At 64.1% G+C, this 14,366-nt stretch carries 13 protein-coding genes; 9 read left to right on the plus strand and 4 right to left on the minus strand.

From position 1 onward, the window contains the following. Positions 1 to 66: 66 nt before the first annotated feature. On the minus strand, positions 67 to 1,281 hold the full coding sequence (locus tag CK227_RS06585) for an ROK family transcriptional regulator (RefSeq protein WP_095772191.1): 1,215 nt from the start codon (positions 1,279 to 1,281) through the stop codon (positions 67 to 69). 220 nt (positions 1,282 to 1,501) lie between these two features. Between CK227_RS06585 and CK227_RS06590 the strand changes: the two genes are divergently transcribed. The 6 genes from CK227_RS06590 (at position 1,502) to ugpC (ending at position 7,672) form a co-directional block, all read left to right on the plus strand. Next, on the plus strand, positions 1,502 to 2,740 hold the full coding sequence (locus CK227_RS06590) for an extracellular solute-binding protein (RefSeq protein ID WP_095772357.1): 1,239 nt from the start codon (positions 1,502 to 1,504) through the stop codon (positions 2,738 to 2,740). A gap of 185 nt (positions 2,741 to 2,925) precedes the next feature. Beyond that, a complete protein-coding gene (locus CK227_RS06595; protein WP_095772190.1) occupies positions 2,926 to 3,810 on the plus strand; it encodes a sugar ABC transporter permease in 885 nt (294 codons plus the stop codon). Then, entirely contained in the window at positions 3,810 to 4,655 is an 846-nt protein-coding gene (locus CK227_RS06600) for a carbohydrate ABC transporter permease (RefSeq protein ID WP_095772189.1), read from the plus strand. Before CK227_RS06595 ends, CK227_RS06600 begins: the two co-directional genes overlap by 1 nt. After that, positions 4,652 to 5,674: an SIS domain-containing protein gene (locus tag CK227_RS06605; protein WP_095772188.1), complete on the plus strand. Its 1,023-nt coding sequence runs from the start codon at positions 4,652 to 4,654 to the stop codon at positions 5,672 to 5,674. Before CK227_RS06600 ends, CK227_RS06605 begins: the two co-directional genes overlap by 4 nt. After that, positions 5,674 to 6,612: a PfkB family carbohydrate kinase gene (locus CK227_RS06610; RefSeq protein WP_095772187.1), complete on the plus strand. Its 939-nt coding sequence runs from the start codon at positions 5,674 to 5,676 to the stop codon at positions 6,610 to 6,612. The genes CK227_RS06605 and CK227_RS06610 overlap by 1 nt, the downstream gene beginning before the upstream one ends. Beyond that, positions 6,599 to 7,672, plus strand: coding sequence for a sn-glycerol-3-phosphate ABC transporter ATP-binding protein UgpC (ugpC, locus tag CK227_RS06615; RefSeq protein WP_095772186.1), 1,074 nt, complete (start codon positions 6,599 to 6,601; stop codon positions 7,670 to 7,672). The genes CK227_RS06610 and ugpC overlap by 14 nt, the downstream gene beginning before the upstream one ends. Before the next feature lie 39 nt (positions 7,673 to 7,711). Here ugpC and CK227_RS06620 read toward each other — a convergent pair whose 3' ends face one another. Continuing rightward, on the minus strand, positions 7,712 to 8,281 hold the full coding sequence (locus CK227_RS06620; RefSeq protein WP_095772185.1) for a TetR/AcrR family transcriptional regulator: 570 nt from the start codon (positions 8,279 to 8,281) through the stop codon (positions 7,712 to 7,714). A 144-nt stretch (positions 8,282 to 8,425) separates the two neighbouring features. On the opposite strand from CK227_RS06620, the gene CK227_RS06625 reads away from it, so the two are divergent. Further along, positions 8,426 to 9,751 carry an efflux RND transporter periplasmic adaptor subunit gene (locus tag CK227_RS06625; protein ID WP_095772184.1) on the plus strand — a complete coding sequence of 442 codons (1,326 nt, stop codon included), beginning with the start codon at positions 8,426 to 8,428 and terminating at the stop codon, positions 9,749 to 9,751. Next, on the plus strand, positions 9,748 to 12,831 hold the full coding sequence (locus tag CK227_RS06630) for an efflux RND transporter permease subunit (RefSeq protein ID WP_095772183.1): 3,084 nt from the start codon (positions 9,748 to 9,750) through the stop codon (positions 12,829 to 12,831). The genes CK227_RS06625 and CK227_RS06630 overlap by 4 nt, the downstream gene beginning before the upstream one ends. A 129-nt stretch (positions 12,832 to 12,960) precedes the next feature. On the opposite strand, the gene CK227_RS06635 is transcribed toward CK227_RS06630, so the two are convergent. Both CK227_RS06635 and CK227_RS36640 read right to left on the minus strand, forming a co-directional pair. Continuing rightward, positions 12,961 to 13,416 (minus strand): L,D-transpeptidase, encoded by a 456-nt coding sequence (locus CK227_RS06635; protein ID WP_069090292.1) that lies wholly within the window; start codon positions 13,414 to 13,416, stop codon positions 12,961 to 12,963. Positions 13,417 to 13,636: 220 nt separating this feature from the next. After that, positions 13,637 to 13,945 carry a hypothetical protein gene (locus CK227_RS36640; protein ID WP_179296394.1) on the minus strand — a complete coding sequence of 103 codons (309 nt, stop codon included), beginning with the start codon at positions 13,943 to 13,945 and terminating at the stop codon, positions 13,637 to 13,639. A 200-nt stretch (positions 13,946 to 14,145) separates the two neighbouring features. Between CK227_RS36640 and CK227_RS06645 the strand changes: the two genes are divergently transcribed. Continuing rightward, positions 14,146 to 14,313 (plus strand): hypothetical protein, encoded by a 168-nt coding sequence (locus CK227_RS06645; protein ID WP_019861555.1) that lies wholly within the window; start codon positions 14,146 to 14,148, stop codon positions 14,311 to 14,313. Positions 14,314 to 14,366: the final 53 nt, after the last annotated feature.

Raw genomic sequence — 14,366 nt, forward strand, 5'->3', positions numbered from 1 at the left:
AAGACGCTATGTCCGCACGATGAACCCTGTGTGACGCCGAAATAAGGGTCTCCGCCTTGGGAGCTCCTATGCCGGAGCGGAACGCGTCTTCAGGATCGCCGAGAACAGCGGATCGAAGGCGCGGCTGATCGGCGCCGCGGCCGCACCGAGCGCGATCGACCAGGGGTCGGTGGTGCCGAGTTGCAGGCGAGGCAACATTCTTGCGGGCCGGTCGGCGATCGACGGCAGCAGCGGGTGCATTGCCTCGACAAGCCGGCGCGCCAGCGCTTCCGGCGCGCCACTGGTCAGGATCACGGTCTGCGGATCGAAGATCGTCTCGATGAGATGCACGCTCCAGCGCAGATCATGCGCTGCCCCGTCGATCCAGGCCATCATCTTGGCATCCTCGGCCAGCACCAGGGCGTTCATCTGTTCGTAGATATCACTGTCCGCCGGATTGAGGCCTAGATGCTGGTAGAGCGAGGCCAGCGAGGCGCGGTGCTCGAGCGGCGTCGAGCCCGGTCCGGCCGGCGCCAGCAGCGCCATGCCGATTTCGCCGGCATTGCCATGGCCGCCGCTGTAGAGTTCGCCATTGAGGATCAGCCCGGCGCCGATGCCGTAGCCGACATAGAGACAGACCGCGTGGTCGACGCCATGTGCCGCGCCGACGATACGTTCGGCAGTGGCGCAGGCGGCGGCATCGTTCTGCAGGCCGACATTCAGCCCCGTGCCTTTGGCCAGCGCCGCCAGCAGCGGAAACTTCTGCCAGGCCGGCATCATCCACTTGTCGTCCGAATCCTTCAGTCCGAAAGGACCGGGCATGGCAACACCGAGACCGACCAGCCGTTTTTCCGACTGGACCGAAATGCCGGCCAGGTCACGGCGCACACCGGCGATCAGCTTCAGGATGATCTCGACACCCTTCGACGGCTCATCGAAAGGCAGGTTCGCCTCGGCCCGCGCCAGCACGCTGCCCATCAGGTCGACGGCCACGGCGCGCGTCAGATGGCGGTCTATATGCAAGCCGATGGCGAAGGCGCCTTCAGGCACCAGCCTGTAGGGCGTCGACGGCTGCCCCCTGCCCTTGCGCACCGCGTCGAGCGCGACGACCAGGCCGTCGCTTTCGAGATCTTCGATGATGTTGGAGACCGCCTGCTTGGTGAGCTGCGTCGCCCGCGCCAGGTCGGCCCGCGACAGGGCGCCATTGAGACGCAGCGCCTCGATCATGACCCGGCGGTTGTGTGCGCTGGTGCCTTCCTGGTTGGTGCCGCTTTTGGCGCGGATCGGGCTGATGTCATCCACCGGCTTTTCCCCTCTTGACTCCATTAGAATATTGATCGACTAATTAAGTCAAGCGAGTTGACTTAATGCAAACTGAATGTCCCAGAACAAGATGGCCAAGGGCTTCCGCCTGTCGCCACCGGTCAGCCGGGTAAGCATCAGGTCACGCGACATGGATCCGGGAAGGCGAAGCGAAACGCCCGCATCGCCGGCCCGTCAACGCCGGAAATGGGAGAAGAAGATGCTTAAGACAATCACCAAGACACTGGTCGGCGCGGTCTTCGCCGGAGGACTGCTCGTCCCTCACGCTTTCGCCGAAACGACGCTCAATGCGCTGTTCATGGCGCAGGCCGCCTACAGCGAGGCCGATGTGCGCGCCATGACGGACGCCTTCACCAAGGCCAATCCTGACGTCAAGGTCAATCTCGAATTCGTTCCCTACGAAGGCCTGCACGACAAGACCGTGCTGGCCCAGGGTTCGGGCGGCGGCTACGACGTCGTGCTGTTCGACGTCATCTGGCCGGCCGAATACGCCACCAACAAGGTGCTGGTCGACGTTTCGTCGAAGATCACCGACGACATGAAGAAGGGCGTGCTGCCCGGCGCCTGGACCACGGTCCAGTACGACGGCAAATACTATGGCATGCCGTGGATTCTCGACACCAAATACCTGTTCTACAACAAGGACATCCTGGAAAAGGCCGGCATCAAGACGCCGCCGAAGACCTGGGAAGAGCTTGGCGCGCAGGCCAAGATCATCCAGGACAAGGGCCTGCTGAAGACGCCGATCGCCTGGAGCTGGTCGCAGGCCGAGGCCGCGATCTGCGACTACACCACGCTGGTCAGCGCCTATGGCGGCGACTTCCTCAAGGACGGCAAGCCGGACTTCCAGAATGGCGGCGGCCTCTCGGCGCTGAAATACATGGTCGACAGCTACAAGTCCGGCCTCACCAACCCGAATTCCAAGGAATTCCTGGAAGAGGACGTGCGCAAGGTCTTCGAAAACGGCGACGCCGCCTTCGCGCTCAACTGGACCTACATGTACAACATGGCCAACGATCCGAAGGACTCGAAGGTCGCGGGCAAGGTCGGCGTGGTGCCGGCGCCGGGTGTCACCGGCATCAGCGAGGTGTCGGCCGTCAACGGGTCGATGGGCCTCGGCGTCACCGCGGTCTCGAAGCATCCGGACGAAGCCTGGAAATACATCGAATACATGACCTCGCAGGCGACGCAGAACCAGTACGCCAAGCTGTCGCTGCCGATCTGGGCCTCGTCCTATGACGACCCGGCCGTCACCAAGGGCCAGGAAGAGCTGATCGCCGCCGCCAAGCTCGGCCTCGCCGCCATGTATCCGCGTCCGACCACGCCGAAATACCAGGAACTGTCGACCGCGCTGCAGCAGGCCATCCAGGAATCGCTGCTTGGCCAATCGTCGCCGGAAGACGCCCTGAAGACCGCCGCGCAAAACAGTGGCCTCTGAGGCATTGTTCTCCAGTTGCGGGCGGCACTACAGGGCCGCCCGTCCCTTGGACGCGCAAAGGACGCTGTAGCGCTTCTGATCTTGCGCATGATCCTTTCCGGAAGTCGGTTCCGACTTCCGGGGTCATGCGCGAGTGCCGCCCGTGCTATGTCTGAAATCACCATGAATGAAGAGAGGCTGCTCTGATGTCGAGCACCTGGATGACGACCCGTGCCTGGTTGCTGATGCTGCCGCTGCTCGTGGTCATGGTCGCCGTCATCGGCTGGCCGCTGGTCGATACGGTCGGTCTTTCCTTCACCGACGCCAAGCTGGTCGGCACCGGCGGCAATTACGTCGGCTTCGACAATTACGCCAACATGCTGTCGAGCTCGAATTTCTCGCGCACGCTGGTCACCACGACGCTGTTCGCCGTCATTTCGGTGGCCGCCGAAATGGTGATCGGCGTTCTCGCCGCCTTGCTGCTCAATCAGCAGTTCCACGGCCGCGCCGTCCTGCGCGCCTTGATGATCCTGCCCTGGGCATTGCCGACCGTGGTCAACGCCACGCTGTGGCGGCTGATTTACAATCCCGAATATGGCGCGCTGAACGCCGCGCTGACGCAACTCAATCTCATCGACGCCTACCGCTCCTGGCTGGGTGAGCCGGGAACGGCGCTGACGGCGCTGATCGTCGCCGACTGCTGGAAGAACTTTCCGCTGGTGGCGCTGATCGCGCTCGCCGCTTTGCAGGCGGTGCCGCGCGACATCACCGCCGCCTCGCTTGTCGATGGCGCGGGACCGTTCAACCGCTTCCGCTTCGTCATCCTGCCCTATCTCGCCGGCCCGCTGATGGTGGCGCTGGTGCTGCGCACCATCGAGGCCTTCAAGGTCTTCGACATCATCTGGGTGATGACCCGCGGCGGCCCGGCAAACAGCACGCGCACGCTGTCGATCCTCGTTTACCAGGAAGCCTTCTCTTTCCAGCGCGCCGGCTCCGGCGCGTCGTTGGCGCTGATCGTCACCTTGCTCGTCACCGTGCTCGCCGTCGCCTATGCGGCATTGGTGAAGAAGACCGCCGGGAGTGCCGTCTGATGGAACGCAGAAGCTCCGCCTTCACCATGTTCATCTATGCCTGCGCGCTGCTGCTCGCCGCCATCATCCTGGCGCCGATCGCCTGGCTGTTCATCATGAGCATTTCGCCGGCCGCCGATCTCGCCGCCAAGCCGCTGCGCTGGTGGCCGCAGGCTGCCGACTTCTCGCGCTACCAGACGTTGCTGTCGACCGCCGAAAACAGCGCCGGCGCCGCCTTCACCTCGTCGCTGCGCAACAGCCTGGAGATCGCCGGCATGGCGACGCTGGCCGCGCTCGCCTTGGCCATCCCCGCCGGCTGGGCGGTCTCGCGCACGCCGGCGATCGGCTGGTCGCTGTCGATGGTCATCGCCACCTACATGCTGCCGCCAGTGGCGCTCGCCGTGCCGCTCTATATGGGCCTGTCGCATCTCGGCCTGCTCAACAATGTCTTCGGACTGGCGCTGGTCTATTTGACCATATTGGCGCCCTTCACCACCTGGCTGATGAAATCCGGCTTTGACTCCATCCCGCGCGAGATCGAGGCGGCGGCGATGATCGACGGCGCCGGCCTGTTCCAGACGCTACGCATCATCACGCTGCCGCTGGCGGCACCAGTGATGGCGACATCGGCGCTGTTTGCCGTGCTGCTCGCCTGGGACGAATTCTTCTATGCGCTGCTGTTCACCTCCGACCAGCGCGCCAAGACCTTGACTGTCGCCATCGCCGATTTGGCCGGCGGCCGTGTTTCCGACTACGGGCTGATTGCCACCGCCGGCGTGCTGGCCGCTTTGCCGCCGGTGCTGATCGGCCTCGTCATGCAGCGGGCGCTGATCTCGGGCCTGACCAGCGGCGGTGTGAAAGGATGACGATGACTGCAACAAGAATTCGACCGGCCGGACTGGTCGCCATCGACCGCGAAATGGCGCGCCAGCATGCGGATGCGCGTGCTTCGTTCGAGAACAACGCTGCGATGGCGGCTCAGGTCGCAGCCTCGATCGGGAAGACCGGCCGGCTGCTGCTGCTCGGCATGGGCGGCTCGCATGCCGTCGGGCGCGCCGTCGAACCGCTTTATCGCGCGCTCGGCATCGATGCGCTGGCACTGCCGCTCTCGGAACAGCTCGGCCAGCCGGTGCCGCTGGACGACAGGACGGTGCTCGTCACCTCGCAGTCCGGCGAGAGCGCGGAGGTCGTCAGGTGGTTTGCGGAAGCTGGAAGCACTGCTGATATTTTCGGTCTGACGCTCGAGGGCGGCTCCTTTCTCGCCCGCACCGCGCCTTGCCTGGTCGGCGCCGGCGGCACCGAACTGGCCTTCGCCGCCACCCGCAGCCTGACCGTGACCTTCGCCTTGCATCTGGCCATCCTGGCCGCGTTGGGTGAGGACCCAAGTGCCGCTCTTGTCGCACTGGATCAGAAGCAGGACAATGACATCACGCAAGCGCTCGCAGCGCTGGAGGAGGTGACGACCATCGTCACCTCCGGCCGCCGCCTGCAAGGCGTGGCCGAGGCGCTGGCGCTCGGCCTCACCGAACTGTCGCGGCTGCCCTGCTTCTCGCTCGAAGGCGGCCAGTTGCGGCACGGACCGATGGAGATGCTCGGCCCAAAAATCGGCGTCATCCTGTTTCGCGGCAACGATCCGACGGCGGAACTGGTGACGGCGATGGCCCTTTCCGTGGCCGACGCCGGCGCGCCGCTGATCATCTTCGACGCCTCCGGACAATCGCCGGTCGCGGGCGCTGTCACGCTCTCGTTCAAGCCGGCTTCGGGTCTCGCCGCGATCTTCGCCATGCTGCCGGTGGCACAGCGCCTGATGATCGCCTTCGCCGACAGCCGCGTCGACAATGCCGGCACGCCCGTGCGCTCGACCAAGATCACCAGGAGCGAGTGATGCGTCCGCTCGCGGTGATCGGCAATGTCAATGTCGACCTGATTGTCGGCCCGGTCGCGCCATGGCCGAAGGCAGGCACGGAAACCGTCGTCGATCACGACGATCTGCGCGTTGGTGGACAGGCCGGCAACACCGGGCTCGCCTGGCAGGCGCTGGGCATTGATTTCGAGATCGCCGCCAATGTCGGCGACGACCAGTTCGGCCGCTGGCTGCGTGAGGCGTTCGGCGCCCGCGCCGACAAATGGCCGGTGCGCCCGGAGAGCACGACGCTTTCGGTGGGCATGACCCATCCCGACGGCGAAAGGACGTTTTTCACCACGCGTGGCCACCTGCCTCGCTTCAGCCTTGCCGACGTATTTTCGGTGCTCGACGGCAAGCGCCTCACCGGCGGCTATGCGTTGCTGTGCGGCTCCTTCCTCACCGATGATCTGACCCGCGACTACGAAGCGTTCTTCGACTGGGCGAGCGGGCACGACATAGCTGTGGCGCTGGACACCGGCTGGCCGATTGAGGGCTGGACCCCGGCGAACTGCAAGGCGGCCCGCACCTGGCTCGCGCGTTGCGACCTTGCTTTGTTCAACGAGGTGGAGACCGTGACCCTGGCCGGCCTGCCCGATCCGGTCGAGGCCGCGCGGCAAATCCAGTCCAGCATGAAGAAGGGCGCGACCGCCGTCGCCAAGCGCGGCCCCGAAGGGGCGGTCGCCATCGGGCCGGGCGGAGCGCTGGTCACGGCGACCGCGCCGGACGTCAAGGTCATCGACACGATCGGCGCCGGCGATGTTTTCAATGCGGCCTTCCTGGCCGCACTGGCACAGGACCAGACGCTGACCGCCTCGCTTGCAGCCGCGACGCAGGTGGCGTCGCGCGCCATATCAACCTTGCCCCGTAACTACGGCGAACCGGTGCATCCAAGGGAAGCCACGCATGAGCGCGCTTGAAATCCGCAACGTCTGCAAGAATTACGGCAGCGTCGAAACGCTCAAAGGCATCGACATCGCGCTGCAGAGCGGCGAATTCCTGGTGCTGCTCGGCTCGTCGGGTTGCGGAAAGTCAACGCTTCTCAACATCATCGCCGGCCTCGCCGAAGCGACGAGCGGCGACGTGCTGATCGGCGGCCGCTCGATCCTTGGCGTTCACCCCAAGAACCGCGACATCGCCATGGTCTTCCAGTCCTACGCGCTGTATCCGAACCTGACCGTGCGCCGTAATATCGGCTTTGGTCTGGAAATGCGCGGCGTCGCCGCCGATGAGCGCGAAAAGGCGGTGGCCGAGGCGGCAAGACTGCTGCAGATCGAAGCCCTGCTCGACCGCAAGCCGAGCCAGCTTTCCGGCGGCCAGCGCCAGCGCGTCGCCATCGGCAGGGCACTGGTGCGCAAGCCGCAGGTCTTCCTCTTCGACGAGCCTTTGTCCAATCTCGACGCCAAGCTGCGCCTGGAGATGCGCACCGAGCTGAAGCGCCTGCACCAGATGCTGCAGACAACCGTCGTCTACGTCACCCACGACCAGATCGAGGCAATGACGCTGGCGAGCCGCATCGCGGTGATGCGCGACGGCAGGATCGAGCAACTCGGCACGCCCGAGGAGATCTACAACGAGCCGGCAACGCTCTATGTCGCCGGCTTTGTCGGCGCGCCGTCGATGAATATGCTGCAGGCGACGGTTCAAGGGACCATGCTGGCCATCGATGGCGCCAAGGCGAGCCTGCCCTTGCCCGCCCATTTCCGCGACACGGTGTTGGACGGAGCGCGGGTTGTGGTCGGCATCAGGCCCGAAGCATTGCGGGTCGCCGCGGATGCGACCGCGCCGTCACTGCCGGTGGAAATAGAAGTCGTCGAGTTGACCGGTCCCGAACTGGTCACCACCGCTCGGATCGGCACACAGCGGCTGACGGCCTGCCTGCCACCGGCGTCCCGCGTCGCGAAAGGTCAGGCGGCAAGCTTCGCCTTCAGCGAGAACGCGCTGCGGCTCTTCGATCCTGACACCGGCAAGGCTCTTTGAGTCTGCGACGGAAACCCGGTGCCTGCCGGCGGAAAGCCGTCAAGATTGCGTCCCGGAAGCTTGGTGGGCATCGGGCGAACTGGCGATCTCCAGCAGCGACGCCACCAGCAGTTCCCGTTCGTCCTTCGACAGCACATCGGAATCGAAAAGGTTCATGCTGCGCAGCCCCTCGATGGCGAGGTAACAGACCAGCAGCGATTTGAGGTCTGATGTTTCGCCCTTCAGCCGTTCGAAAAGCTGCCGCTTGAATGTCTTTATCGGCGTCATGAAATCGGGATCCTCGGCGATCGCCGAAAAGATCCATGAGGCCGAGGGTCGCTTTTCCTCGCAATCATCGGCCGACAGCCTGATGTAGACGGCGAGCGGATTTTTACCATCGTCGTTGCTGTTGGCGGTCTCCAGCGCCTGCTCGAAATCACGCAGATAGCCTTCGACCAGCCCCTGCATCAATTTGGCCTTGGTTGGGAAATTGTAGAGCAACCCACCCTTCGACACGCCGGCGCGGCTGGCGACGGCATCCAGCGACAGGCTGCCGGGTCCGGATTCCCGGGCAACATCAGCCGCCGCCGCGAGTATCTTCTCGCGCGAGTTCCGTCGTTGGGCTCTCATGGCGCCTCCCTTCGCAAGCTTAGGCCCAATTGACAAGACCGTCCAGACGGTACAGTAAAGCCGCCACCATTTGAAATCGGGACCGCAGTCGATATGTGTCCCGGTGTCCGCGCTTCGCGCCGGATTTCGACTGAGGGGACTTCCTTGTTCAAGCGCATACTCCGTTTCTTCGTCATCATTCTCGTTCTGGCCGTTCTGGTCGTTGTGGTCGGCGGCATCGTCGGGTTCAACTTCCTGCGCGACAACGGCATCAAGCAGTTTTTCGCCACGATGAAGCCGCCGGCGGCGACCGTTTCAACGACCATCGCCAAGCCGTCGAGCTGGACGCCGGGCGTCGAGGCGATCGGTACGGTGCGAGCCGTGCGCGGCGTCGACCTGACGGTCGAGACCACCGGCATCGTCAAGGACATCCTTTTCCATGCCAACCAGAAAGTGGCGGCCAATGCGGTGCTGCTGCAGCTCGACGATGCCGTCGAGCGCGCCGATCTCGACGCACAGAAGGCGCAGGCCGCGCTCGATCAGACATCGCTGGCCCGCGCGATCGAACTGACCAGGCGTGGCGTCGGTTCCGATTCGACGCTGGACACGGCACGTGCGGCGGCCTCGGCTTCGGCCTCCCAGGTCACCAAGCTGCAGGCCGTGCTCGACCAGAAGCAGCTGACGGCGCCTTTCGGCGGCACGGTCGGCATTCCGAAGATCGATGTCGGGCAGTATATGGCGCCCGGCACCGCCGTGGTGACACTGCAGGATCTTGACACGATGCGGGTCGATTTCTCGATCCCCGAACAGCAGCTGCCGCTGCTCAAGATCGGCCAGACGGTTCGGCTGGGCTTGAGCGGCGCGGACATGCCGTTTGCCGGCGAAATCCGGGGCATCGACCCCAAGATCGACCCGTCCAGCCGGCTGGTGAACATCCGGGCGGAAGTCGCCAATCCCGACGGCAAGCTGACCCCTGGCCAGTTCGTCCAGGTGCGTGTCGAACTGCCCGAGGAGCAGAACGTGCTGACGCTGCCGCAGACGGCGCTGACCACCAGCCTTTATGGCGACTACATCTTCGTGGTGCAGCCGGCCAAGCCCGCCGGCACGGCCCCGGCGCAGCCCGCCAAGCCGGAAGAAAAGCCAGCCGCGGCGGCTACCGACAAGCCGGCGGATGCCAAGCCAGCCGATGCCATGAAGCCTGCCGCCGATGCCACAAAGCCGGCGGACAAGACCGCTTCCGATGCCACCAAACCGGCCACCGACCCGGCCAACCCGGCGGCGGAGGGCGACAAGCCCGCGCTGGTGCTGTCGCAGGTCTTCGTCAAGCCCGGCCGCCGCAATCAGGGCATGGTCGAGATCGTCGAAGGGCTGAAGGCCGGCGACGAGGTCGTCACCGCAGGTCAGAACCGCCTCTTCAACGGCATGTCCGTCAATGTCGACAACACCATCGACCCGACCAAATCGGCGAACAAGCAGGCCGACCAGCAATGAGCTTTTCCGATCTCTTCATTCGCCGGCCCGTCCTGTCGACGGTCCTTGCCTGCATGATCCTGCTCCTGGGTTTCCAGGGCATCTTCAACCTGTCGATCCGCCAGTATCCGAAGGTTGACGAAACCGCGATCACGATCACGACGGCCTATCCGGGCGCCAGCGCCGACCTGATCCAGGGCTTCATTTCCGCCCCGATCGCGCGCGCCGTCGCCTCGACCGAGAACATCGACTACGTCACTTCGTCCAGCCGTCCGTCCTCCAGCACCGTGACGGTGCAGATGAAGCTCGGCTCCAACCCCGACGTGGCGCTGACCGAAGTGCTGTCCAAGGTCCAGGGCGTGCGCGGCACCTTGCCGGATGCATCCAAGGACCCTGTCATCGTCAAGGGCACCGGCCAGCAGTTCGCGATGATGTACATCTCGATGCAGAATCCGAACATGACGAAGGAGCAGCTGACGGAGTATATCGAGCGCGTCATCCGGCCCCGCATGTCGACGGTCGAAGGCGTCGCCGACGTCCAGATCTTCGGCGCCCAGCAATACTCGATGCGCGTCTGGATCGACCCCGTCCGGCTTGCCGCACGCGGTGTGACGGCGGCGGAAGTGCTGACGGCGATCAACAATTCCAACTTCCTGTCGGCGCCCGGCAACACCCAGAACGAATATGTCGTCTCGTCGATCACCGTGCGCTCGACGCTGCAGACGCCGGAAGCCTTCGCCGAACTGCCCTTGCGCTCGACCGACGGCAATGTGGTGCGGCTGCGCGACGTCGCCCGCGTCGAACTCGGCGCGGAAAATACCGACACCAGGGTCTCCTTCAACGGCAAGCCCGGCACCTTCCTCGCCATCTTCCCGACCCCCGCGGCCAACCCGCTGACCACCGCGGCGGCGCTCACCAAGCTCGTGCCGCAGATCCAGGAAACGCTGCCGAAAGGCATGACCATCGAGGTCGTCTACGACGCGACCGGGCAGATCAGCGCCTCGATCGAGGAGGTGTTCAAGACCATCGGCGAGGCTGTTGCCATCGTCGTCCTGGTCATCCTTCTGTTCCTCGGCTCATTCCGTTCGGTGATGATGCCGATCATCACCATTCCGTTGTCGCTGATCGGCGTCTGCTTCCTGTTGTTTGCGGTGGGCTATTCGATCAACCTTCTGTCGCTGCTGGCCATGGTGCTGGCGATCGGTCTTGTGGTCGATGACGCCATCGTGGTGGTGGAGAACATCCACCGCCACATGGAAGAAGACCACATGACGCCCATGCAGGCCGCGTTCAGCGGCATGCGCGAGATCGCCTCGGCCATCGTCGCCATGACCATGACGCTGGCCGCCGTGTTCGCGCCGCTGGCCTTCACCGGCGGCCTGACCGGCGCGCTGTTCCGCGAATTTGCGGTGACGCTCGCCGGCTCGGTGGTGCTGTCGGGCGTCATCGCCGTGACCATCACCCCGATGATGTCGGCGCGCCTCCTGAAGGCCGGCACACCGGGCCGTTTCCAGCGCATTGTCGACGGCATTTTCGCGCGGGTCGAGCACGTCTATGAGCGTGCCGTCACCGGTTCGCTGAACTATCGTCCTTTGACGCTGATCATCGTGCTCGCGCTCGTCAGCGTGACCGGCTTCATGTTCACCAAGACCTCGAGCGAGCTGGCGCCGGAAGAGGATCAGGGCTTCCTGCTCTCGCTCGTGACCGGACCGACCTATGCGACATCGGATTACACCGAAACCTATGTGAACCAGATGCTCGGCCTGGTGAGGGATATTCCGGAAACGCGGGCGCAGTTCTCGGCGGTCGCCTTCGGCGGCACGACAAACAGCGCCTTCGTCGGCTTTGCCTTCAAGGATTGGGCGGAGCGCAAGCGCAATTCGAAGGAACTGCAGGCCGACATCACGGCTCGTATCGCCAAGGTGGCGGGCGTGCAGGCCTTCGTCTTCGCCCCGCCGACGCTGCCGGGCTCCGGTGGCGGCCTGCCGATCGCCCTGGTCGTGCGCTCGACCGGCGATACCGCGGAAGTGTACAAGGCCGCCGAGCAGATCAAGAACAAGGCACAGGCCTCCGGCCGTTTCATCGTCGTGCAGAACTCGATGTCCTACGATTCGCCGCAGGTGACGGTCACCATCGACCGCGACCGAGCCGCCGCGCTGAACTTGCCGATCGCCGATATCGGCCGGACGTTGACGCTGCTGGTCGGCGGCGCCGAAGTGGCGCAGTTCGACCGCGACTCCAACAGCTATGACATCATCCCCCAGGTGCCGCAGCAATTCCGCGACAACCCCGAAAAGCTCGGCGAGTATTTCGTGCGCAGCGTGACGGGCGAGATGGTGCCGCTGTCGGCCGTGGTGAAGATTTCGAACAATGCCTCGCCGGCGGCGATCGAACAGTTCAACCAGCTGAATTCGTCGACCATCTCGGCACTGCCGCTGCCCGGCGTCACCACGGGCGACGGGTTGAAGGTCCTCGAGGATATTGCCAGGGAGAGCCTGCCCGACACCTTCTTCATCGACTATTCCGGCCAGTCCCGGCAGGAGAAGGAACAGGGCAACACCATCCTGATCGCTTTCGCAGCGGCTGTCATCGTCATCTATCTGGTGCTGGCGGCGCAGTTTGAAAGCTTCCGCGACCCGCTGATCATCATGATGGCGGTGCCGCTGTCGATCTTCGGCGCGATCGTGCCGCTCAATCTCGGCCTCGGCACGCTCAACATCTACACGCAGGTGGGTCTGATCACGCTGATCGGCCTGATCACCAAGCACGGCATCCTGCTGGTCGAATTCGCCAACCAGCAGCGCGAGGCGCATGGCCTGCGGCGGCGCGACGCCATCATCGCCTCGGCCAAGGTGCGCCTGCGGCCGATCCTGATGACGACGGCGGCTATGGCGCTAGGCGTCGTACCGCTGATCACGTCGAGCGGCGCCGGTGCTGCTGCCCGTTACTCGATGGGCCTGGTCATCTTCACAGGCATCCTGGTCGGCACCATGTTCACGCTCTTCGTCGTGCCCATGTTCTACACCTTCATCGCCAGCAAGGATCTGCCGCATCTTGCGGAAAAGCCGGATCCAAGGCTGATGCCGGCATTGCCGGACTGATGGAAGCCGAAGAACAAAAAAGAGGCCGGAAAAATCCGGCCTCTTTTTTTGGCTGCGCTCGAGACCGCCGGAATGTTCCGGCAGGAGTCCTGAACAGGCGCGGCGATCCGCCGGCCTGCTCACAGCCTGCTACTTGACGATGACGATGCTGGTGTTGGCCGGCCCGAAGGTCTCGACCAGCTGATAGAAATCGGCCGCATTGTCCGGATGCAGCCGCACGCAACCATGCGAAGCCGGCTGGCCGAGGCGCTTGATGGCATAGGTGGCGTGCACCGCGTAACCGCCGCTGAAGAACACCGAGTGCGGCATCGGCGCATTGTCGTACTTTTTCGAGTACCACATCTCATGCATGCGCGTCGGCTTGAACGAACCGGTCGGCGTCACATGCGCTCTGTCACCGGTGGAAACCTTCCAGGCGAAGGTCGGCCGGCCATCGACCGAAACCTCCATGATCTGCTGCGAAAGCGAGACCCGCGCCACGATCTTGTTGGCGGCATGGGCTGCATTGGCGCCGAACAGAAGTGCTGCACCCGTGAGCGCGGCGGCGGTGATGTTGATGAGCTTGGCGGAAATGGTGGTGTGCATGATGTCCCCTCTCTCTGCCGGTCAGGCCGGCTCCAATTCGATGAGCGGCTTATCGTTGCGGCATGTTTCGGGGCGATTTCGCGAAATCCTCGTTTGTGTTTCGAATCTGTTTCCTCTGGTTAACAGGCCAAGCGGCCACAGCGACGACGATCGCACCCCGACGATGGCGGCGATGTGCAGCACATAGGTATTCCTCGCAAAACGAAAGTTCGAATTGCCTCTATATGAAAGATCTATAGGCAAACTCGAAACCAACCTGCAACAAAGCGCGGCTTCGGGCGGCATGATCCGGATACGGGCCGAACGCAAGGTTGACGCAACGAAAGCAGACGGCAACGACCATGGGAACGAAAACGAACACGCGGTCCTGGCTCTTCAGGATCAGCATCGCGGCAGCAGTCATAGGCGGTGTCGGCACGGTTGCCGGCGGGCCTGTGGCAAGGCTGGCGGCGATGAGTTCGAGCGAGATCTCTACCCTGCACGTCGCCCTGTTTTCCGCCTCGGTCTGGATTGTTTCCAGCCTGCGCATCACCCGGCTCAAGGCCCTCTGGCGGGTTGGCCTTCGGTTGCTGGCATTGCGCGGCCCCTCCGGCAACTTGCTGCCGAGAGGACCGAAGGCCCGCGCCGCAGCGGGGGGCTCCGTGAGCGGCGCGGGCACTTCGGGAGTTTCCTGAAGCGACCCGCGGCATACTCATTTTTGAAGAATTGGCATTCTGGGGAGTTGCAACGATGAAGACGAAATTCGCCGCCTCTGTGCTTTCCGCACTGCTCTATGCGCAGGGCCTGCTCGGCTTTGCCGCCCTGGCCACCGTGCTCCTCAAGGAGCGTGCCCACGCAAACGGACTCGTCGTGAGCAGCGACATGCCATCGGGTCCGTCGCTGCTGGTGGTGCGCTGAACCGCGGGAGCCTCGGCAGGAGGAAAATCCGATGCTCAGCCAGAAAGATAGCC

Source organism: Mesorhizobium sp. WSM4308 (genome assembly GCF_002294905.1).
Taxonomy (GTDB): Bacteria; Pseudomonadota; Alphaproteobacteria; order Rhizobiales; family Rhizobiaceae; genus Mesorhizobium.